The sequence below is a fragment of the Bifidobacterium leontopitheci genome, from assembly GCF_009193355.1.
Classification (GTDB): Bacteria; Actinomycetota; Actinomycetes; order Actinomycetales; family Bifidobacteriaceae; genus Bifidobacterium; species Bifidobacterium leontopitheci.
This window is the reverse complement of sequence record NZ_WBVT01000031.1, coordinates 18,731-37,965: the sequence shown is the minus strand read 5'-3', so window position 1 is coordinate 37,965 and position 19,235 is coordinate 18,731. Positions and strand designations below refer to the sequence as shown.

Genomic DNA, 19,235 nt, shown 5'->3' with positions numbered 1-19,235 from the left:
ATGGCTTGTGTCCTCGCTTCCAATCGCGGTTTTCTATGTTTGGCGACTGAAAATCGTACACAGGACACGGGCCATGTTCTCAACCCAAGCCAGAACCAAAGTGCGCAAAACTTCGGGCGTTATCCGGCGGCCTCGACATACGACTACCCCAACCCACAATCTAACCCACGAAAACAGCAGAAGCCTCACATTTCATTAGAGAACCAGGCAATCCTACGTGAAGTCTTTCGTTTGTTCCATTGCGCCGGCTGGTTGAGTAGCGCATAGCTATATTATCGGACAAACGTTCGCGGAACACATATTCGGCCGAGAAAGAAACTAGGCCATGCGCCGACTACCAATCACACGCCCAAGAATCTATACTCGTTACATGAGCTTAGAAGTCACATGTATTTTCACCTCTAACGCCTTATTTTACAACGGTTTTGAAGTTGGGAAATTCTGCTTGCACCCCCTGTGCACCCCAACGCGGCCAAAATAATTGATGTCAATTGTCTGCGCTGGTAGACATTGGATGAAAAACCGGGGTAGTGTTAATGCTCATGGAAACAACGCACGTCGTCACGTCAGGCGATACCCGCCGTATCGCTAGCGTCGTCGTGCTGCATAACGGCGGGACTGCCCACGGCTCACAGTGTCGTGATCTCGTGGCGCAACTGTCCAAGGTGCTGCAATCTGTCAAGATCGCCCCCGCCGTCATCCCCGCGGGACGGATTACCCCTAACCGGGCGGGCGACGCCTTCGCGTGCTGCACCGCCGCATTCGATGACATGGCACGCCGTTGCGCCTTGTTCGTCGGTATGGCGAACGGTACCGTTTCCATCTGCGCCGCCGTCGATCTCATGTTTGACGACGAAATACAGTTGACGGCGACGGAAACCGCCGAACTGATCGCCATGTGGCGAAACTCGGCAGCAGTCGAAACCGTCCGCGAATGGGCGCACGAACACGCCTTGTTGGCGCTTGCCCAGTACGCGACGGAATACGTGGCGGCTGGAATGCTTGAACTGCGTGCCGACTGTCTGCGTATGCTCGCCGACTGCCGGGCGTATACGGCACCCTCTGCAACCATCTCGGCGGCACTCGCTCTACTTGCCGCTGTGCTGCAACGTCTTGCGGCGCTGTCCTTCCCCGATACCGGGGCGCCACCGGATACGGCGCCCGTCGTATCGCTCCTGATCGTGTCGGCGGCTCTTCTGCCGCGTGCCCCTCAGTCCGCCCGCTCTAGCGGCTCCGTTCCAATTCCAACGGGTGCCGTCTAGCCGTGGCGACTAGCTGATCTTGTATCGCCGCTGATCGAAGCACGCCCGTACTGCTAGGCGGTTCCCCTTGCCCAGTGAGGGGAACAATATGACAAGCAACACGCAACCGACCGCCACGCCCGCCCTGATCGTGAACCGGCAGCAAGCCGCGGCCATGCTCGGCGTCGAAGCCGTGACGATAGACAGATGGACGGCGCGGGGTGAACTGCCCGTCGTGAGGGTGCCCAGCACCGGTAAGGCGGGACGCCCTCGCAACATGTACGCCGTGGCCGATATCCGCCGCTTCATAGCCGAACACACCACCACGCTACGCCCGACCGCGCCCGCCGCAGCAGCGCCGCCCGCCCGCCGTCGCAGCCGTCGCGGTTCCGCCGATCTGCAAAACAGCAGCGCTGCCGCGATCATCGCGGAAGTCGCGGCACGCGCCAAGGGGGTGCGACAGTGAACGCCCGCACGCCTAGGGACAACGGCGGCGTCCTGAAACGCCACCTTGTACGCCGTATCCTCGCCCGTCTTGCAAGCACATGCGACGCGCGACGCTATACCTCGGTGCGCTACGCCGATCTTGCCCACCTTGTCGGCTTGCCGTGGATATGGACGCGGAACAACGCGAACACGATAGTTACGCTACGCGCCGCGCTCGCCGCGCTTGACCGAGAACGCCTCATATCCGTACGCCCGGCCACGCATGACGCCGTGCTGGTACGACTGACCGAAACGGGGGTGATGAACCATGAAGCGGTATGCGCCGCCTGAAGGCTACCTGTCGAAACGCCTGTATCTTCGTCTGAGTGTATGGGCGCGGGGTCATAGCGGGTATTGGGATGTCCTGTATTGCGACATGGCCCACGCCGTCGGTCTGCCGTGGTTTGAACTCGGTGACGCCCGCGAACTGTCCCGCGCGTTCCTTGACAAGGCGCTGGCACGTCTCGCCGCCCGTAAGCTGATCTACTTGCGCCCGTCCATGACGCTGGGCGCCGTGCAAGTGTGGATGGCGACGAACCCCGCGAAACTCACGGCGGAACACGGCGGGCTGTACCTCGATAGGCTTCTTGGCGTGGAGCAGACGGCAGACCCTTGGCAGACCATAGGGGGCTACGATGGGCAATAACTTGGCGAAATGGGCGGTGCGGCTAGGTGAACCGTTCGATCTGACCCCCATGGCGCGGCTGGTGCTGGTGGCTATGGCACGCGCCGCCGTGGATTACGACACCACCGATAAGGACGGTAATTCTATGACCCCCGCAGTGTTCCGCCGTTCCCGTGCCGCCTTGGCTACAGACCTGTACCATGACCCCGGCAAGGTCAGGAACCTCAACCGCGCCATTAAGGAACTGAGAGACAAGGGGCTGATAGAACCCATAGGGCCTGTCGCCCGCAGCGGCCACGCACGCGATTACTACGTGCGCATAGCCGAATCGGTGGCGGTGATGCAAGATCGCCTCAAGGCAGTGTTCCCCAATGAGGGGCAAGAATTGGGACGCTACCAGCGTCGCGCCATGGGACGCCCCGGCATGTAAAGGGTATGCAGACTGTATACGGAAGGGTGTACGGACTGCATACCCTCGGGGCGCCGTTCGGCGTGGCGTTCGGCAGAAGGGTATACAGACTGTATACGGAAGGGTGTACGGACTGCATACCCTCGGGGGCGCAAACTGCATACCCAAAAGGGCGCAAACTGCATACAAAAGGGTATGCAGTTTGTATACCCCCATTAGCTTTATGGATATGAGGGATTGATTATGGATTGAAGGACGCGGCGGCAAGCATGTCCCCGGCTGACTCTTCTAGGTAACGACAATCATTCTCAATAGAGGGCATACCCGTTTTTTTAAACAAGTCGCCCTCGGGTAGACCCCGCGACAAGTTTTTTATTTTCCCTGACCTGACAAAATTTTTTTGAAAATGATATTTATTATCGACAAGTCAGCGGGGGCGGGCATGGCGACGCCGCCGTGTCTGTCGTGTTCCGGCAGATCGCGGCGGCGGCTTGCGTGTCCGTTCGGCTCCGTGCGTCGTTCTTGGCTATCGTCGTCCGCCCAGTTCGCCGGCCAACGCCTGTGCTAGGAAACACAGCGTCTTGGCGTCCTGATTGATGACGCCTTCCAGCCGTCCTTTATGGTTGGGCACAAGGTCGATCACGCCCGCCTTGGCTAATCGTCTTGCCGCCGCCCGCAATGGGCTGGAGCGCCGCGCGTGCCCCTCGCCGTCCGCGCCGTGCCCCTCGGCGTATGCTTCCGCCGCCACGCTGAACTCACGGCGTCCGTCCAGTCGCCACATGGCTAGGTCTAGGCAGAGAACCACGGCCATGCGCACCGCTTCCGGCGTCGTGCCCGCCGTGATCTTGCCGTGCGCGCCGTCGTACCGGTACCGTATGTCTCCGTTCGGGCGTCTCGGCGGCTCCGGCTCCCGGCGCGGCGGCGGGCTTACCCGTTCCTCTCCGCCTTGCACCGCCGCCGCGTCCATCACGCGGCATAATGAGTCGTCGGGCAAGGCCACGTAATGCTCGGTGACTTTGGTGGAAGCGTGGCCCAGCGCACGCGACACGCCCAGCATGTCGCGCGACTCGGCGTAGGCGACCGTGGCGAACCGGTGCCGCAGCTTGTGCACGCCGTACCCGTCCGGCAGCAGCGGGGATATGTGCGCGCCGATGTACGACTCTTCCACGTGCCCGCCGAACCGTCCGGGGAACACGTACCCGTGTGCCGCCCGCAGCCGTTCGGCCATCGTGTCGCGCAAGGGTATCGTGCGCTGCTTGTCGCCCTTGCCCGTGACCAGCAGCGCCCAGCCGCCGCCGCGCGGCACCACGTCATCGCTGTGCAATCGGGCGATCTCGCCGCGCCGCAGACCGTACTCGGCGGCTAGCAGCAGTATCAGCCGCTCCGTGTCCGTCGCCCTGTCCAGCGCGGCGGCTAGCGCGTCGTCGGGCACCGGCTTGGGGTGCGGGCGCGGCTCCCTGACATGCGGCACCATGAGGCACGGGTCGTCGTCGCGCAAGCCGGTGAGCTTGCACCAGCGGAAGAACCCGGCCAAGCAGTTGCGCAGCCCCTTGCGCGTGCTTTGGCTCTTGCACGCGGCCAACTGCGCCGTGATCTGCCGCATGTCCACCCGTTCGGGCGGCGTGTCCACCGCCACCGCGAACCGCCGCAGCTGGTTATAGCGCGTCGCAAGCGTCGCCGCGCTCAACCCCGCCGCCGTCTTGTACTCGATGAACCCGGCCACCGCTTGCGCCCACGTGTCCGGCAGCTCCGCGCGTCGCCCGATCATGCCGCCACCGCCTCACGCGCCGCAGCGTCGCCCGTCTGTATCCGCCCCGCAGCGCCGCTAGTCGTGCCGCCCGCCCGCATGTCGGCGGCTATGGCGTCCATACGCGCCGCAAGCCGCCTGTCGTCGTCCTCGGCGGCGTGCTGGTAGATCAGCGCGGCCCGCATGGAGCTATGCCCCATGCGCTGCATGAGTTCCTTGGTGGTGGCGCCGGCCTTGGCGGCTATCGTCGCCCCGGTGTGCCGCAGATCGTGGAACCGCAGATCGTCGCGCCCCGCAGCCTCACGCGCCCGCCTGAACATCTTGCCCACGGCGTTGTTCGCCATGGGCGTGCCGTTGCGCGTGCCGAACACATAGGCGTCGTCGCCCGCAGCCGTGTACCGCGCCATGTGCTCGGTCATGACGTCGGTCAGGTGGGCGGGTAGGTAGACCACTCGCCGCCCCGCGTCCGTCTTGGGCTTCGCGTCCTCGTACAGTCTGCCGCCAAGACGGTACGCCTGTTTGTCCACGTTCACCCGGTAGCAGATCGCCCCGCCGTCCGTCACCACAAGCACCATGTCGCGCCGCCGCAAGCCCGCAAGCTCGCCGAACCGCAAGCCCGACCATACGGCCATGTGGATAAGCGCCCGGTACCGTTCCGGCATGTTCCCGGCGATCGTGTCCACTTCTTCGAGCGTGGCGGGCTTGCGCTCCGCGGCCTTGATGTACCCCGCGCCCCGCAGCACGCACGGATTACGGCGTATGACTTCATCGCGCACCGCCTCACCCATGATCTCCCGCAGCAGCCTGTAGGCCTGAGTGACGCGCGTTGCCCCGGTGCTCTTCTTGTTCGGCAGCTCGCCCGACTCGGCGCGACGCCTGTAGCCGTCCAGCGCCGCCGCCCGCCACTGCTTGACCGTCAACGGCGTGATGTCCGCCATGCCCATGCCGCCCAACGTCGGCAGCAGCAGACCGTCAAGCAGCCCCGCGTACTGCGCCGCCGTGCCGGGCGCAAGATCGCCCGCCCGCTCCCTTAGCCACGTCAGCGCGTACACCTTGAACGTCTGCCCCGCAAGCCGCGGGTCAACCCACTCATTGCGGCTGATCGACGCCCGCACGTCATTAAGCCATGCGTCGGCTTCCTTGCGCGTGGCGAACGTGTCCGGCGCGTTGAACCGTTCGTCGTTCATTAGGTAGGACGCTTGGAAGCGCCCCGAACGCATTTTCTTGATCTTCCCGAAACTTCGTCGTTGCTGTGTCATGTTTCCATCTCCGGCGTGTCGCGGGCTGGATGCAAGGGGGTATTTTTGCACCCCCTGTGCACCCTTAGCCCTGTCGATTTCAGTTGTTTTGAGATGAAAATATGCAGAAAATGCAATGTAGAAAAACCTCTAGAATCGTTGAAATTCCAAGGGTTTTACTAGTGACCCCGGTCGGACTCGAACCGACGACAATGAGATTAGAAGATCTAGTAGCTAAGGCATGTAACACAGCAACGCTCAGCGGACATACTTTCACCATTTTCAGGGCAGACGGCTGTCGCTCTATAGGATTTTGCAGCTCCGCCAACTTGCCGAGATTCTCAACCGGCAGCAAATTCACCGTGTCTATATCCATTGCTCCGGAAAGCATCAAACAACGGTTCTCCGAATATACGGACGAATACAAAGAAAATTGCACCGTCATTTCCTACAACGGAGTTCCTTTCGCACTATGGAAAACAGCACACATCTTAGACATTTGTCGCATGACCAACACGCTTGGCTGGGAACTGAGCACGGTAGCATACATTGATTCAATACAAGAAGATGATAGCGATGACTATAATCCTGTAATCAAGCTAAAGCTTCCCGGGGCACCTGAGTTGCAAGTCATTGCTTTCGCATTAAAACACTGCCGCCGATGGCCGGTGTCATGCCAAGAAATTCTGGATGCTAACAGCATTGCAAAAGCTAATGATTTGCACGAACGAGCCGCTTCTATTCTGCATATCCCGGTTTCCGCAGATATGCGTTTCTTTCAGATTTTTTTCGACGCCAAAAGCAATCGACTGACCCCTTTCATGAAAGCAAATCGCGATTGGCACGGTGAGGTTCTAGTAGAAAGAATCCCGCCCGCCATAGGTTCTAAAGCAAAACCCCGCATGAGATTATTGTCGGTGGATTGGCCGTCGAATGAAATAGTGTACGAAAGCCGATACCCCCGTAAAGAATACGGTTTTCTCAGCGAACATGAAGGCAATTTCGTCCAGCTTGGATACACGACGTTTGACAGGGGACAGAAATATGAACTCTATATCTCCGAAACACGGGGATGAGATACCTTAATGCCTCCTCTCACACGGCCATGTGGTCATGCATCCATTCGTGGTATGGGTAACCACACATAGCATGACGTTGAGTCATCGGGCGATCATCCACGTGTTGCCCTCGTACGCGTTTTCCGCAGTGGCGTATTTGACCGGGTTGATGAAAAGGGGTTAAGGGTCAAAAAGTGTGTCTTAAATCCGGGGTGGGGCGTTCTCCTGTCTTGCGTGTCGGGGTGTGGTCATCGTGTCGGGGTGTGGTCATCGTTTCGGGTGTTGATCCGGCGTGGTGCTTGACTTTCCGTGTTTGCTTGTTCCATGGGCAGGAATAAGTCTTCGGGGGCGAGGAAGTGCCCCTTGTGTGGGGAGCCGATGCGAGGGAACGGGTTCACTAAGGCCGGCGCCCGGCGCGTCGCGTGGTGCTGGAACGTCTGGGCCCCGGCGCCGGAGGCTGGAGAAGCCGTTCCGCAAGGGCATGCCGTTCGTGTTCCTCGACCCCGCGCTGACGGCGCGCGATTCGGTGGCCGGCACCACGAACCGGCTCGAAGGCGGCGTCGACGCGTACGAGGGCGGGTTCGGCGTCAGGAGGGGCTGGGCCGGACGCCCGCACTAGACCCCGACACGCCGGCAACATGCCCGGATAAGACACACTTTTTGACCCTTAACCCGGAAACAATCTGGTGGGGGTGTTCCTTGTTGGGTTTGGGTTGAACGGTGCCGATTCCTTGTTTCCTTGCCATGGCCGGCTCGTTCGTTTGATTTCTTGTTTGATTCCTGCATGGGCTTGTCTCATTCGCCGTCCCATATCATACCTGCGAAAAGATGCGAAAACTGACCGAAACGGTTGGAACCAGTGATGTCGGAAACCAGCGCGGATTGCAGCTCAGGCCCCATCGCTTCAACGAAAAAGCGCCACCCCGCGTGGGGGTGGCGCTTTCAATTCGTGGAGCTGCGGGGAATTGAACCCCGGTCCGATGACCGAACCCTCAGTCTTCTACGTGCGTAGTCTGCTGGCCGTGCGGCGGTTTTTCTGCCCCCATCTGTGTCGCAGACAACCGATGGCGAGCATATCCACAGTAAAAGTCCCGACGTCGCCCTGTAGCGCAGCGGCGTCAGCAAGTCTTCTTAACGACGCTCAGCATCCCCCCGAAGACGTGAGGGAGTGAACGGAGCGGCTGCTCACTGGTTAATCCTGGCGCGAAGCTCAGGCAGCGAGAGCGAACTCAGTGCGGTTAGATTTAGCACTTATTCTTTTGCAGGGGACATCCACGAGCGGACCCTGCGTTCTCGGCACGCTTCCCTGCGACGAACAGGTCACCGTCGAAACCGATCAGCCCCAATCTTGAATTATCAAGCCCGGCCTTTTGACCGGACTCTTCAGTATAACCCAGTGCGTACGGAACGCAAGTCCCCGCGTGTCCCGACCGTCACTTGATGATCGGCCTGCTGGGCGCCGACACGTCAATCTGGTGCTTGCCGCCCAACGCGGATTTGTCGTTGGTGAGCTTGTCGACGATCGCCGATTTGAGCTCCAGCTGAGACGAGTCGCCCCACACCACCACGATGGCGCCGGAATCAAGCTCGGTGGTGATGGAATCCTGCGTCTTCGCGCTGACCTTGGTGATGGCGTTGCGCATCGTGTCGGGCAGTCCGCCGAGGATGTTCAGCGCCTCCTTGACGGCCCTGCTGTTCAGCCCCTTGCTCACGGAGCTCACTTCGATGACGGGGATGCCCTTGGTGGAGGCCTTCCCCACCGCGTTGAGCACCCGCGCCTTACGGTCGACGGCGACGAGCGTGCCGTCCGGCTCCTTGAGCATGGCTGCCGGCTGCTGCGCCTTGACCGTCACGGTCAGCGAGCGTGGGTAGTGCTTGACCGCCTCCGCCTGGGTGACGCCGGGGATGTTCTTCAGTTTGGTGTCGATATCGTCGGTTGAGACAAGGAACAGCGACTTGCCGGACTGCTGGCTGGCGATGTCCATGACCTCGCTGCGGCTGACCCACTCGTTGACGCCGCTGATGCTGATGTCGGCACGTTCCAGCCGGAACACCGTGGAGAACAGCAGCAGCCAGACCAGTCCGCCGATCGCCGCGCATACCAGCGCGACGATGAGCAGCCGCAAGGCGACGACTTTAGAGCCGGCCTTGCGCCGTTCCTTGAGCCGCGCGTCGAAATCGAGCACTTTCGGCCTCGTGGCGACGCCGAGCGGCCCGACGTTCTCGCTCAACGTGCGTCCGAGGACATCGTCGCTGCGCAATGCGCGCGCGTCCACGAACCCCTGGGCCTGCGACTGCACGTCGCGGCCCGTGCGTCCGCCGTGTGCGTCGACCGCGCGTCCGTGCGTGCTGCGTTCAGGATGGGTACGCGAGGACGCCTTGCGTGAAACGACGCTGCGCGCGGGCGACTTGACCGACCGTGACGTTGCCGACCGTGACGTTGCCGACCGTGACGTTGCCGATTTTGACGTTGCCGTCCGTGACACCGCCGACTGGGATGTGACGGCCCGCCCCGACGCCCGCGCGGTCATCGAGGCGGATGCCGCGACGCGCCGGGCCTTGCCACCGGACTGCCGGGCCGAATCGGCGCTCTCGCCTTTCGAGGAGACGACTCGCCCCCGACCGGCCCACCGCTGTCCGGCATCGCCGTCTTCCGCCGGGATACGCGAACGACCGCCGGCCGTATCGCCGCCGGCATGTCCGCTGGTGCCGGAGGATACGATGCGCCTGCTTGCCATCAGCGTCCGCCGACCGCGCCTCGCGCCTGCAGCGCGTGCAGGATGACCGGGGCCATGGCGGTGATATCACCGGCCCCGACCGTGAACACCACGTCGGTCGGTTTGGCGCGCATCGCGATCATCTGCGCGGCGGTGTGCATGTCCTCGACCGCTTCGATCCATGGCGTGGGATCGTGTGCGACGCCTGCGGCCGCGTCGACGATGGTCTGCGCGCCGATGCCGGGGAAGTCCTGCTGCAGTTCGCGCGCGGGGAAGATGCCGGTGACGATCACGTCGTCGGCTTTGGACAGCGCCTGCGCGAACTCATGCGCGAACGTGCGCGTACGGGAGAACAGGTGCGGCTGGAATAGCACGTGGATGCGCGAGCCCGGGTAGCGGCGGCGTGCCGCGTCAAGCAGCGCGTTGATCTCGGTGGGATGGTGGGCGTAGTCGTCGACGACGGTGACGCCGTCCGCCTCGCCGTGCACCTGGAACCTGCGGGAGGCTCCTAGGAACGTTGCGGCGGTTTCGGCTGCGCGATGCGGTTCGATGCCGAGCAGCATCGCCGCGAGGATGGCCGCGGTGGCGTTGCGTGCGTTGTGCATGCCGGGGATGGCGAGGCGGACCGGCAGCGCGAGGTCGTCGCCGTCCCCTGCGGCGGCCGGGCATTGCGCCAGCACGGCGGCGGGCACGTGCATGGTGAACCCTTCGGCGCCGCTGAGCGCCGTCTCATGTTCGGCGTCGATGCGCACGAGGGCGGCGCCGTCGAGATCGCCGAGCTCCTCGGACGGGCTGGTGGCGTAGACGATGGTGCGTGCCGCGACGGCCGGCGTGAGGCCGTGCAGCACGGCGCGAGCCCCTTCGTCGTCGCCTGTCATGATCACGTGGCCGCTGGCGTGGCCGGCGTGCGCGACGAAGGCGGCGACGTAGTGCGCCTCGTCGCCATAGTGGTCGAGGTGGTCGGCCTCCGCGTTGGTGATGACCGCGATCTCGGGGCGGTACTTGTCGAAGCTGCCGTCGGATTCGTCGGCTTCGGCGACCAGCACGTCGCCTTTGCCGGCGTGGCCGCCGTCCAGCACGCGCCCGTCCGGTCCTTGGATGGTGCCGCCGATGGCGTAGCTCGGGTCGGCGAGCGTTCCTTCGCCGGCGTGCACGAGGATGTGCGCGAGCAGCGAGCTGGTGGTGGTCTTGCCATGGGCGCCGGCGATGGTGACGGCACGACGGGTGTGCATGAGCAGGGCGAGGATGTCGCTGCGGTGCACGATGCGCACCCCGCGCCGGGCGGCGGCGACGATTTCCGGATTGTCCGACTTGATGGCGCTCGAGTAGACGACCGTGTCGGCCTTCGCCACGTTCTCCTCGCGCTGGCCGATCTGCACGTCGATGCCGAGGGATTCCAGACGCTTCGCCTTCTCCCCCTCCTCGCGGTCGGAGCCGTCGACGGGCACCGACTGTTCGTGGAGCATTTCGGCGAGCACGCTCATGCCGGCGCCGCCGATGCCGATGAAATGGGTGACGCCGAGGTCGCCCACCGTGGCGGATTCGTCGAATGCCGCGCGCATCGGCTCGAGGTCGATGGCGGTGCCGTCACCGTTTGACTGAGACTTTTCAGACACTACTGTTCTCCTTGATGATTCCTATGCGCAAGGCTGCGGCACCGGTCAGGCGCGGGCCGCCTTCAGGACATGCCGCGCCATCACGTCGGCGGCGTTCCTGATGCCGTACCGCCACGCCTTCGCGCCCATGTCGCGCAGGCGGTCGCGGTCGTCGAGCAGCGCGGGGATGTGGCCGCGCACCCAGTCGGCCGTGAAGTCGCGGTCGGCGATCATCATGCCGCCACCGGCTTCGACCACCGGCTGGGCGTTGAACCGCTGTTCGCCGTTGCCGATCGGCAGTGGCACGTATACGGCCGGCAGGCCCAGTGCGCTGAGCTCGGACACCGAGCCCGCGCCGGAACGGCAGATGACCAGGTCGGCGCACGCGAAGGCGAGGTCGATGCGTTCGAGGTACTGCGTCACATGATAGTCGCCCTCGCCCTGGGAGTCCGGCCCGACGCCGCACAACGTCTGCGCGCCGGCGTCGGCGGTCACGAGCGACTTGACCTCATCGATCTTGCCCTTGCCGGTCAGGTGGATTACCTGGGCCTTGTCCAGCAGCACGGACGCGCTGGAGGCGATGGCCCGGTTGAGGCTGACCGCGCCGAGCGAGCCGCCGGTGACCAGCACGATGGGACGGTTCGGGTCAAGGCCGAGCGCCAGTGCGCCGTCACGGCGTGCGGCGGCCCGATCGGTCTCGAACTGCGAGGCGAGCGCGCTGATCGCCGGGCGCAGCGGCAGGCCAACACGCTCGATGCTTGCGCCTTCGGCCGCCTTGAGACCGGTGTTCTCGTAGGCGGTGCCGATGAATGCGGCGTACCGCGCACCGAGCTTGTTGGCCATGCCGGCGCGCGCGTTCTGCTCGTGGATCACCACGGGGATGCCCATGCGATGCGCCGTGGAGTATGCCGGCGCGGACGCGTATCCGCCGAAGCCCACGACGACATCCGCCTGACGCCGTTCGAGGATCTGGCGCACCTTCTTCGTCTCGCGACGCCATTTGAACGGGAACTCCAGCGCCGCCTTGTTGGGGCGTCTGGGGAACGGCACCTTGTCGATGGTGTCGAGCTCGTAGCCGGCCTGCGGCACGAGGTCATGCTCGAGGCCGACCGCGGTGCCGATGACGCTGACCTGCGACTGCGGCTCGATGCGGCGGATCGCGTCGGCGACCGCGAGCAGCGGGTTGACATGGCCGGCTGTTCCGCCGCCGGCAAGAACGATGTGGACAGGTGAAGAACTCATAATCCCCGAGCTTACCGCGAACAGTGAAAAACGCCACGCCGCAACGGTTCGCGCTCGTTTGCGGCGGGGCTTTCAGGCACGTGACGTGTCGGCCTTGATCTCCGGCTGGGCGCGCATCAGCGATGCGGCGACTCCTGCCGCGGCCATGCACATGACCAGCGAGGAGCCGCCCGAGGAGACGAACGGCATCGGCACGCCCATCACCGGGAACACCTTGACGACCACGCCGATATTGATCAGCGCCTGACCGACGATCCACACGGTGATGCACAGCAGGCTGACCGAAACGTAACGGTCGCGGGTGCGCAGGGCCACGCAGATCATGCACCAGCCGAGCACGACGAACAGCAGGATCACGGCGAACGCGCCGACGAACCCCAGCTCCTCGCCGATGATGGCGAAGATGAAGTCGTTGTGCGCTTCCGGCAGGTAGTTCCACTTCTCGCGCGAGTTGCCGATGCCGACGCCCAGCAGGCCGCCTTCGGCAAGCGCGTACTGCGCGTGGATCGACTGGTAGCAGACGCCCTGCATCTGCGTGCCCGTGCACTCCTGGTAGGTGGCGAGGACGCGTCCGAGACGGTTCGGGCTCAGGCTGACTCCGATGCCGATCGCGACCGCCAGCACGCCGGTGGCGATGCTGAGGATCTTGCCGGGGAAGCCGCCAAGCAGGAACGCCACGAATCCGATCATGAAGATGATGAGCGTCGTGCCCAGATCCTTGCCGCCCAACACCAGGGCCGCACTGAGCGCGAACACGGCCAGCGCCGGCCCGTACGCCTTGATGAAGCCTACGGACGCATACCGTTTGCGGGCGGTGATCATCGCGGACGGCAGCCAGATGCACAACGCGAGCTTGGTGACCTCGGCCGGCTGGATGGTGAAGCCGACGTTGATCCAACCCCTGTTGCCGTTGACGTCGACGCCGAGCGGCGTGAACGTGAGCAGCTGCAACGCCATGGCCCCCATGACGACGAACACGCTGATCCTGCGGTACACGCGCATGGGCACGATCATGAGCAGTCCGCCGACGACGATGCCGATGGCGCAGAACAACGCCTGCGTGCTCGCCTTGTCGAACGGGGACTTGCCCTGCGAGACCATGGAGACGGTGGAGCTGGAGAACACCATGACCGCGCCGATCGCAGTGAGCACCATGACCGCGGCGATGAACCCGTGGTAGCACCACAGCGGGTTGAGCAGGGCGCGGATGCCCGTATACGAGTCGAGGCGGCGGGTGTCGGCATCGCGTCGTGACGATTCGGATGGCGCACGTTCGGCCATGCGCCCTTGGGACCGCCGTACCGTGCCCGCTGACGCCGCGCCGGCGGACGGCGAGGAGGCGTCAGCGGACCGCACGGACCTTGCGGACCTGGGGGCGCGCCCGTTGGCGGATTCGGCGTCAGCGCCCATGCCGGCCCGCCCATCGCGTGGCTTCGCGGGCGAACTGGTTGCCGCGGTCCGCGTAGGAGACGAACTGGTCCATGGATGCGCAGGCGGGAGCCATGAGCACCACGTCGCCGTCGGCGGCATATGCGCCCGCCGCGTCGACGGCGCGTTCCATCACGGTCTCGCGCGGTTCGGTCGCGATGACGGTGATCGGGATGTCGGGGGCGCTGGCGGCGAAGGCGTCCAGCATGGGCCGCTGGTCGACGCCGATGATGACGGCCGCCTTGATGGTATGCGCCTGGTCGGCGACCAGCTGCTCGAACCGGCTACCCTTGGCCAGGCCGCCTGCGACCCAGATCACGCTCTTGGGCGCGAAGCTGCTTAGCGACGCCCGCGCGGCGTGGGCGTTCGTCGCCTTGGAGTCGTCCACGAACCGCACGGTGCCGCCGTCGGCAAGCGTGGCCTTTGCGACGGTTTGGATGCGGTGGCCGCCCGGGGCGAACGCCCGGAGCGCGTCCAGCGACTTGCCCAGGTCGGCGCCCAGACCCAGCGCGAGCGCGAGCGCGGTGAGCGCATCGGCCAGCAGATGCGGGTAGACGGTGCCGTCGGGCTCGCACAGGTGGGCGAACTCGCTCACCTTCGCCAGTCGTGTCGCCTGACCGGGCTCGCCGCCGGCGACGCCGCTCATGTCGACGATCCAGCCGTCATCCACGCCGATCTGGCCGGCGACGGGCGCCTTGAGGGTGAAGCCGATGCGGCGGCATCCCTCGGCGGTGGTCGCGGCGGCCGCCAACGCGCTCACCCGCGCGTCGTCGGCGTTGTACACGAGGGCCTTCTTCACGCCCCGGAACACCTTGGACTTGTCGGCGGCGTAGTTGTCGATGCCGCCATGCCAGTCGAGATGGTCGTCGGCGATGTTGGTGATCGCCGCGCAGTCAAGTTCGAGCGAATCGGTGAAATGCAGTTGGAAGGAGCTCAGTTCGACGCACAGCACGTCGTTGTCGGCTTCGACCGCGGCATGGGAGACCGCCTTGCCGATGTTGCCGACGGCAGGCGCGTTGAGGCCGCAGGCGCACAGCATGGCCGAGGTCATCTCGGTGGTGGACGTCTTGCCGTTCGTGCCGGTGATGCCGATCCAGGGGGCGGGTGCGCCGGTGCGCGCGGTGTCGGCGCGCAGCATCCATGCGATCTCGACCTCGCTGACGACCGGGATGCCGCGGCGCTGCGCCTCGAGGATGAACGGCGTGCGGGGATTGAACACCGGCGAGGTCATGACCATATCGACATCGTCCCAGTCGATGTCGTCGAACGAGTGCAGGTCGGCCTCCGGCTTGCCTTCGTCGACGGTGACCACGCGGGCCGCACGGTCGCGCAGCACCTCGGCGACGCTGCGGCCGGAAATCCCCAATCCGGCCACCAGCACGGTCATCGCGCTCAAATCCTTGACATTATCCATATCTGTCTCCTTATCACATTGCCCTCGCGCCGTTCACGCACGCGACCGCGCCGCCGTCAGTTGAACAGCAGCCCGGAGCGGGTCACCCAATCGCCGTAGAACAGCACGAGGCCGACGATCATGAACAGGAACTCGATCATCCAGAACCGCACGACGACCTTGCCTTCGCTCCAGCCGAGCAGCTCGAAATGATGGTGGACCGGCGCCATCTTGAACACGCGCCGGTGGAACAGCCTGAACGACGCGATCTGGATGACGTCGCTCATGACCTCGATCACATACAGGCCGCCGATGATGATGGCGAGGAACTCGGTGTGCGTGGCGATCGACAGCGCCGCGAACAGGCCGCCCAACGCCAGCGAGCCGGTGTCGCCCATGAAGATGGTGGCCGGGTTCGAGTTGTACCACAGGAAGCCGAAGCAGGCGATCGCGGCGCAGCAGGCGATGATGGTCAGGTCGAGCGGGTCGGACACCGCATACGAGTAGCCCTGATGGGTGCCTCCCCTGATGTGGTAGCTCTCCCAGAAGGCGATGATCCCGTAGCCGGCGAACGCGATCATCGACGATCCGGACGCCAGGCCGTCCAGGCCGTCGGTGAGGTTCACCGCGTTGGTCCATGCGGTCATCAGGAAGTTCACCCACACGACGAACAGGATCGTGGCGACCACCTGGCCGGCGAAGTTGAAGTCGAAGAACGGCTTCTCGATGAAGCTCATGCCGGCCTGCGCGCTCGGGAAGCCGGATTTCGTCGGGATGAGCAGAGCGAGCACCGCGTAGAGGGTGGCGAAGATGAACTGGCCGATGAACTTCGCGTGGATGGACAGGCCGAGGTTCTGCTTCTTGCGCACCTTGGCGAAGTCGTCGATGAAGCCGAGCAGGCCCATCGACACCATGGCGAACAGCACCAGCACCGCCGACATGGACGGCACGGATCCGCCGCGGATGAACCGGTACAAGGCCGACGCGCCCCAGCCGAGCACGATGGCGAGCACGATGACGACGCCGCCCATCGTGGGCGTGCCGCGTTTGACCAGATGCGACTTCGGCCCGTCCTGACGGATGTACTGGCCGTAATGCAGCCGGTGCACCAGATTGATCATCATCGGCGTGCCGGCGATGATGACCACCAGCGACACCAGAATTCCAATAATGAGCGAAATCAATTCAGCACTCCCATTCCCTGATGTGTGATCCGATGAGGTCTTGCGTTTGCGTTGATCGGTTTCCCATGGTCATTCTGCGCGACTGCCTGTCATCGCGCCTGTTCGGCGGCGTGGTCGGCCCAGCGGGTGGCCAGCGCGCTCAGACCGGAGACGTGCGAGCCCTTGAGGAGCACGGCCATGGCGTCGTGGTCGCCGGCCAGCCTGCCGACCAGATCGTTCGCCTGGTCGATGTCGTGCACCAGATGCACCGAGCCTTCGTCACCGCCAGTGGCCGCCAGCTGGGACCTCGCCCCCTGCGCCAGCGCGTCGGCGAGCGAGTCGACATGGGATTCCCCGTTGCCGACGGCGATGACCGCATCCGCCTTGCCGGCGGCATAGGCGCCGACCTGCTCGTGCAGCGACTTCTCGTCGCCGCCGAGCTCGAGCATCGCGCCGAGGACGGCGACGCGGTACACCGGCTTGCCGGCATGCCACCTGCCGAGGCCGTCGAGTCCGGCGCGCATCGAATCCGGGTTGGCGTTGAACGAGTCGTCGATCAGCGTGAACGCGCCGGTGCCCAGGTCGATCCGGGAGACGGCCATGCGATGCGGGCTGATGGACGTCTTCTCGCCGAGCGCCCCGGCGATGTCGGCGAGGTCCATCCCGACGATGCGGGCGACGCTTGCCGCGGCGAGCGCGTTCATGACGTTGTGCGCGCCGGGGATCGCGAGGCGCACCGGGGCCGTCCGGCCATCCGGCGCAATGAGCGTGAACGACGGATGGTCGTCGTCGTCAATGGTGATGTCCGCGGCGTGCATCACGCCGTGCAGCGGATCGGCGGCGTCGGTGATGAAGCCCTCTGCCTCCTGCGATACGGGCTCGTCACGGCGGGCGAACCATGCGGCATGGTCGCCGCCGACGATGCCCTCCATGGCCGACACGTGGCCGTCTTCGGCGTTGAGCACCGCGAGGCCGCCCGGCACCAGGCCGCGCACGATCTCGCTTTTCGCCTGGGCGATGCGCTCGACCGAGCCGAACTCGCCGAGGTGGGCGCAGCCGACCTTGAGCACCAGTGCGATGTCCGGCGGCGCGATGACGGTCAGCCGCGCGATCTCGCCAAGATGATTGGCGCCCATCTCCGCGACGAAGAATCGCGTGTCCTGGCCGACCTTGAGCGCGGTGAGCGGCAGGCCGATCTCGTTGTTGAAGCTGCCGACGGGCGCGACGGTGGGGCCGAGATGCGCCAGCAGCGAGGCGAGCAGGTCCTTGGTGGTGGTCTTGCCGACCGAGCCGGTGATGCCGATGAGCGTGAACGGCTTGCCGGACGCCCGGCGCATCGCGATGTTCGCCTTGGCGAGCGCGCCGAGCGCCTCCACGGTGTCGGGCACGACGATCTGCGCGACGGGCGCGTCCACGCGATGCTGGACCAGCGCGGCGATCGCGCCGTCCTGTGCGGCCTTGGCTACGAAGTCGTGGCCGTCGACGCGTTCGCCGGCGATGGCGACGAACACCGAACCGGGACGCACCTGACGCGAGTCGCTGACGACGGACCGTGCGATCGGCTCCGGCCCGCTGCCGCCCGTCTCGCCGGCAGCGGGGAGTACGAGTTCGCCTGCGACCGCGTCGGCGACCTGGCCGAGGGTCATGGGCATCATCGTGTCCTGAGTGTTCATGCGTTGTGCTCCTCTTGTGTGTTGAGTTCGTGGGATACGCGCAGCGCACTGCGGATGTTGCTTTTGCGCACGCCTGCGGCCATGGCCATCGCGATGGACAGTGACAGTTCCCGGGCCCGTTCGTCCCCCGCCGCGGCGGGCGCCTGGGCGGCGAGCATGTCGGACTGCGCTTCCCTCGCAGTCACATGCGTCTGCCCGTCCATGATGAATCCGTATGTGTCGCTCAGCCGCTGCGCCCACGCGCGACGGTCGGCGTGCAGCGAGTTCAGCAGCGCGCCGGCGCCGAGCTTGGGCAACGATATGGTGGGCGCCTGCGAGGTGTCAAGGCCGCGCACGGCACCCGCGCCGCCGTCGGTGCCGCCATTGTCTGCGACGCCATCGGCGCCGTGTTTGGCGATGACCTCGGTGCGCTCGTCGTCCGCGTTCGTCGCGGCGCCGCCCTGCGCGGACTCCCCGCCGGCGTTCCTGCCGACGTGCGACGTTGCGGCGTCCATGTCAGTGGCGTCACTGTCAGTGGCGTCACTGTCAGCGGCGCTGTCCAGGCCGATGACGTCCACGTTCACTCCCGACAACGCTTCGGCGGTCAGCGTACGCTCGTCCAGCGCGAAGACGATGGCGGCGGCCCCGTCCTCGACGCATACCGAGAGCAGCTGCTGGATGTCGAGGATGCCCAGCGGATACTGCACGTCGAGGTCGCGTTCCAGCGACTTGGAGCCGGATGCCGATATCAGGCCGACCGGGTTGCCGAGGATGTGCAGGAAGCTCGCCACCGAGGCGGCGTGGCGTTCGCACCGTTCGGGGTCGTCGTCGCTGACCGCGAACACGGCGAGCGCGTTCGCCGGGGTGCCGGCCAGGTCGGCGGCGATCTCGCCGATGAGCCGGTCGTCCAGGTCGCCGGCGAGCAGCGGGATCTGCGGGACCTGCGCCGGGCTGCCGTCCTCGCCCGTTTCCGTCGCGGCGTCCGCCGTGGCCCGTTCGGGGAGCGTGCCGGCCGGCATCAGCACGGCGTAGGCGCCGCGGGCGCGGGCCTCCTCAAGTCGTTTCAGGTCGACGTCGTCCGCCGGCGCGTACAGGCCGCCGGGGCGTACGGATTCGATGTCGTCCGCCATGGAGGTGACGGTGACGCCCGTCGCGAACGACGGGTCGAGTTCAAGACCGTACCGGTCGGCGAGATAGCCCAGCGTCACACGCCGCCCGACGGCTTCACTGACCACGCTCAT

The 19,235-nt window shown here is 65.0% G+C and carries 16 protein-coding genes, 1 other RNA gene and 1 pseudogene; 7 read left to right on the top strand and 11 right to left on the bottom strand.

Annotation, left to right across the window (positions count from 1 at the left end; translation table 11 throughout):
* The 5 genes from F7D09_RS11500 to F7D09_RS08770 form a co-directional block, all read left to right on the top strand.
* Positions 1–267: hypothetical protein (locus F7D09_RS11500; protein ID WP_226836170.1), on the top strand; the 267-nt coding region annotated here is incomplete at its 5' end.
* 269 nt (positions 268–536) lie between these two features.
* On the top strand, positions 537–1,262 hold the full coding sequence (locus F7D09_RS08785) for a hypothetical protein (RefSeq protein ID WP_193312414.1): 726 nt from the start codon (positions 537–539) through the stop codon (positions 1,260–1,262).
* Between the two features lie 88 nt (positions 1,263–1,350).
* The gene (locus F7D09_RS08780) at positions 1,351–1,707 is read left to right on the top strand and encodes a helix-turn-helix domain-containing protein (protein ID WP_152235029.1); all 357 of its coding nucleotides are present in this window, start codon (positions 1,351–1,353) and stop codon (positions 1,705–1,707) included.
* 288 nt (positions 1,708–1,995) lie between these two features.
* The gene (locus tag F7D09_RS08775) at positions 1,996–2,373 is read left to right on the top strand and encodes a hypothetical protein (RefSeq protein ID WP_152235027.1); all 378 of its coding nucleotides are present in this window, start codon (positions 1,996–1,998) and stop codon (positions 2,371–2,373) included.
* Positions 2,363–2,782, top strand: coding sequence for a hypothetical protein (locus tag F7D09_RS08770; RefSeq protein WP_152235025.1), 420 nt, complete (start codon positions 2,363–2,365; stop codon positions 2,780–2,782). The genes F7D09_RS08775 and F7D09_RS08770 overlap by 11 nt, the downstream gene beginning before the upstream one ends.
* 505 nt (positions 2,783–3,287) lie before the next feature.
* On the opposite strand, the gene F7D09_RS08765 is transcribed toward F7D09_RS08770, so the two are convergent.
* The gene (locus F7D09_RS08765) at positions 3,288–4,529 is read right to left on the bottom strand and encodes a tyrosine-type recombinase/integrase (RefSeq protein ID WP_193312413.1); all 1,242 of its coding nucleotides are present in this window, start codon (positions 4,527–4,529) and stop codon (positions 3,288–3,290) included.
* The gene (locus F7D09_RS08760) at positions 4,526–5,695 is read right to left on the bottom strand and encodes a tyrosine-type recombinase/integrase (protein ID WP_193312412.1); all 1,170 of its coding nucleotides are present in this window, start codon (positions 5,693–5,695) and stop codon (positions 4,526–4,528) included. Before F7D09_RS08760 ends, F7D09_RS08765 begins: the two co-directional genes overlap by 4 nt.
* Positions 5,696–6,108: 413 nt before the next feature.
* On the opposite strand from F7D09_RS08760, the gene F7D09_RS08755 reads away from it, so the two are divergent.
* Positions 6,109–6,822, top strand: a complete 714-nt coding sequence (locus tag F7D09_RS08755; protein ID WP_152235021.1) for a hypothetical protein — start codon at positions 6,109–6,111, stop codon at positions 6,820–6,822.
* Between the two features lie 433 nt (positions 6,823–7,255).
* Positions 7,256–7,372, top strand: a pseudogene (locus F7D09_RS11495) (IS256-like element ISBibr1 family transposase); the annotation flags it as partial.
* Between the two features lie 379 nt (positions 7,373–7,751).
* On the opposite strand, the gene ssrA reads toward F7D09_RS11495, so the two are convergent.
* The 9 genes from ssrA to F7D09_RS11490 all read right to left on the bottom strand — a co-directional run bounded on the left by ssrA (position 7,752) and on the right by F7D09_RS11490 (position 19,235).
* Positions 7,752–8,148, bottom strand: a transfer-messenger RNA (tmRNA) gene (ssrA, locus tag F7D09_RS08750).
* Between the two features lie 89 nt (positions 8,149–8,237).
* Positions 8,238–9,335 carry a cell division protein FtsQ/DivIB gene (locus F7D09_RS08745; RefSeq protein ID WP_376863029.1) on the bottom strand — a complete coding sequence of 366 codons (1,098 nt, stop codon included), beginning with the start codon at positions 9,333–9,335 and terminating at the stop codon, positions 8,238–8,240.
* Positions 9,336–9,541: 206 nt separating this feature from the next.
* The gene (gene murC / locus F7D09_RS08740; protein ID WP_152235042.1) at positions 9,542–11,083 is read right to left on the bottom strand and encodes a UDP-N-acetylmuramate--L-alanine ligase; all 1,542 of its coding nucleotides are present in this window, start codon (positions 11,081–11,083) and stop codon (positions 9,542–9,544) included.
* Positions 11,084–11,182: 99 nt separating this feature from the next.
* Positions 11,183–12,358, bottom strand: coding sequence for a UDP-N-acetylglucosamine--N-acetylmuramyl-(pentapeptide) pyrophosphoryl-undecaprenol N-acetylglucosamine transferase (locus F7D09_RS08735; RefSeq protein WP_152235018.1), 1,176 nt, complete (start codon positions 12,356–12,358; stop codon positions 11,183–11,185).
* Positions 12,359–12,430: 72 nt separating this feature from the next.
* Positions 12,431–13,639 carry a peptidoglycan glycosyltransferase FtsW gene (locus tag F7D09_RS08730; protein WP_152235016.1) on the bottom strand — a complete coding sequence of 403 codons (1,209 nt, stop codon included), beginning with the start codon at positions 13,637–13,639 and terminating at the stop codon, positions 12,431–12,433.
* A 118-nt stretch (positions 13,640–13,757) separates the two neighbouring features.
* A complete protein-coding gene (murD, locus tag F7D09_RS08725) occupies positions 13,758–15,200 on the bottom strand; it encodes a UDP-N-acetylmuramoyl-L-alanine--D-glutamate ligase (protein WP_152235014.1) in 1,443 nt (480 codons plus the stop codon).
* 56 nt (positions 15,201–15,256) lie between these two features.
* Positions 15,257–16,363: a phospho-N-acetylmuramoyl-pentapeptide-transferase gene (gene mraY / locus F7D09_RS08720; RefSeq protein ID WP_152235012.1), complete on the bottom strand. Its 1,107-nt coding sequence runs from the start codon at positions 16,361–16,363 to the stop codon at positions 15,257–15,259.
* Between the two features lie 89 nt (positions 16,364–16,452).
* A complete protein-coding gene (locus tag F7D09_RS08715) occupies positions 16,453–17,997 on the bottom strand; it encodes a UDP-N-acetylmuramoyl-tripeptide--D-alanyl-D-alanine ligase (RefSeq protein WP_152235040.1) in 1,545 nt (514 codons plus the stop codon).
* Between the two features lie 14 nt (positions 17,998–18,011).
* The gene (locus F7D09_RS11490) at positions 18,012–19,235 is read right to left on the bottom strand and encodes a UDP-N-acetylmuramyl peptide synthase (RefSeq protein ID WP_226836168.1); all 1,224 of its coding nucleotides are present in this window, start codon (positions 19,233–19,235) and stop codon (positions 18,012–18,014) included.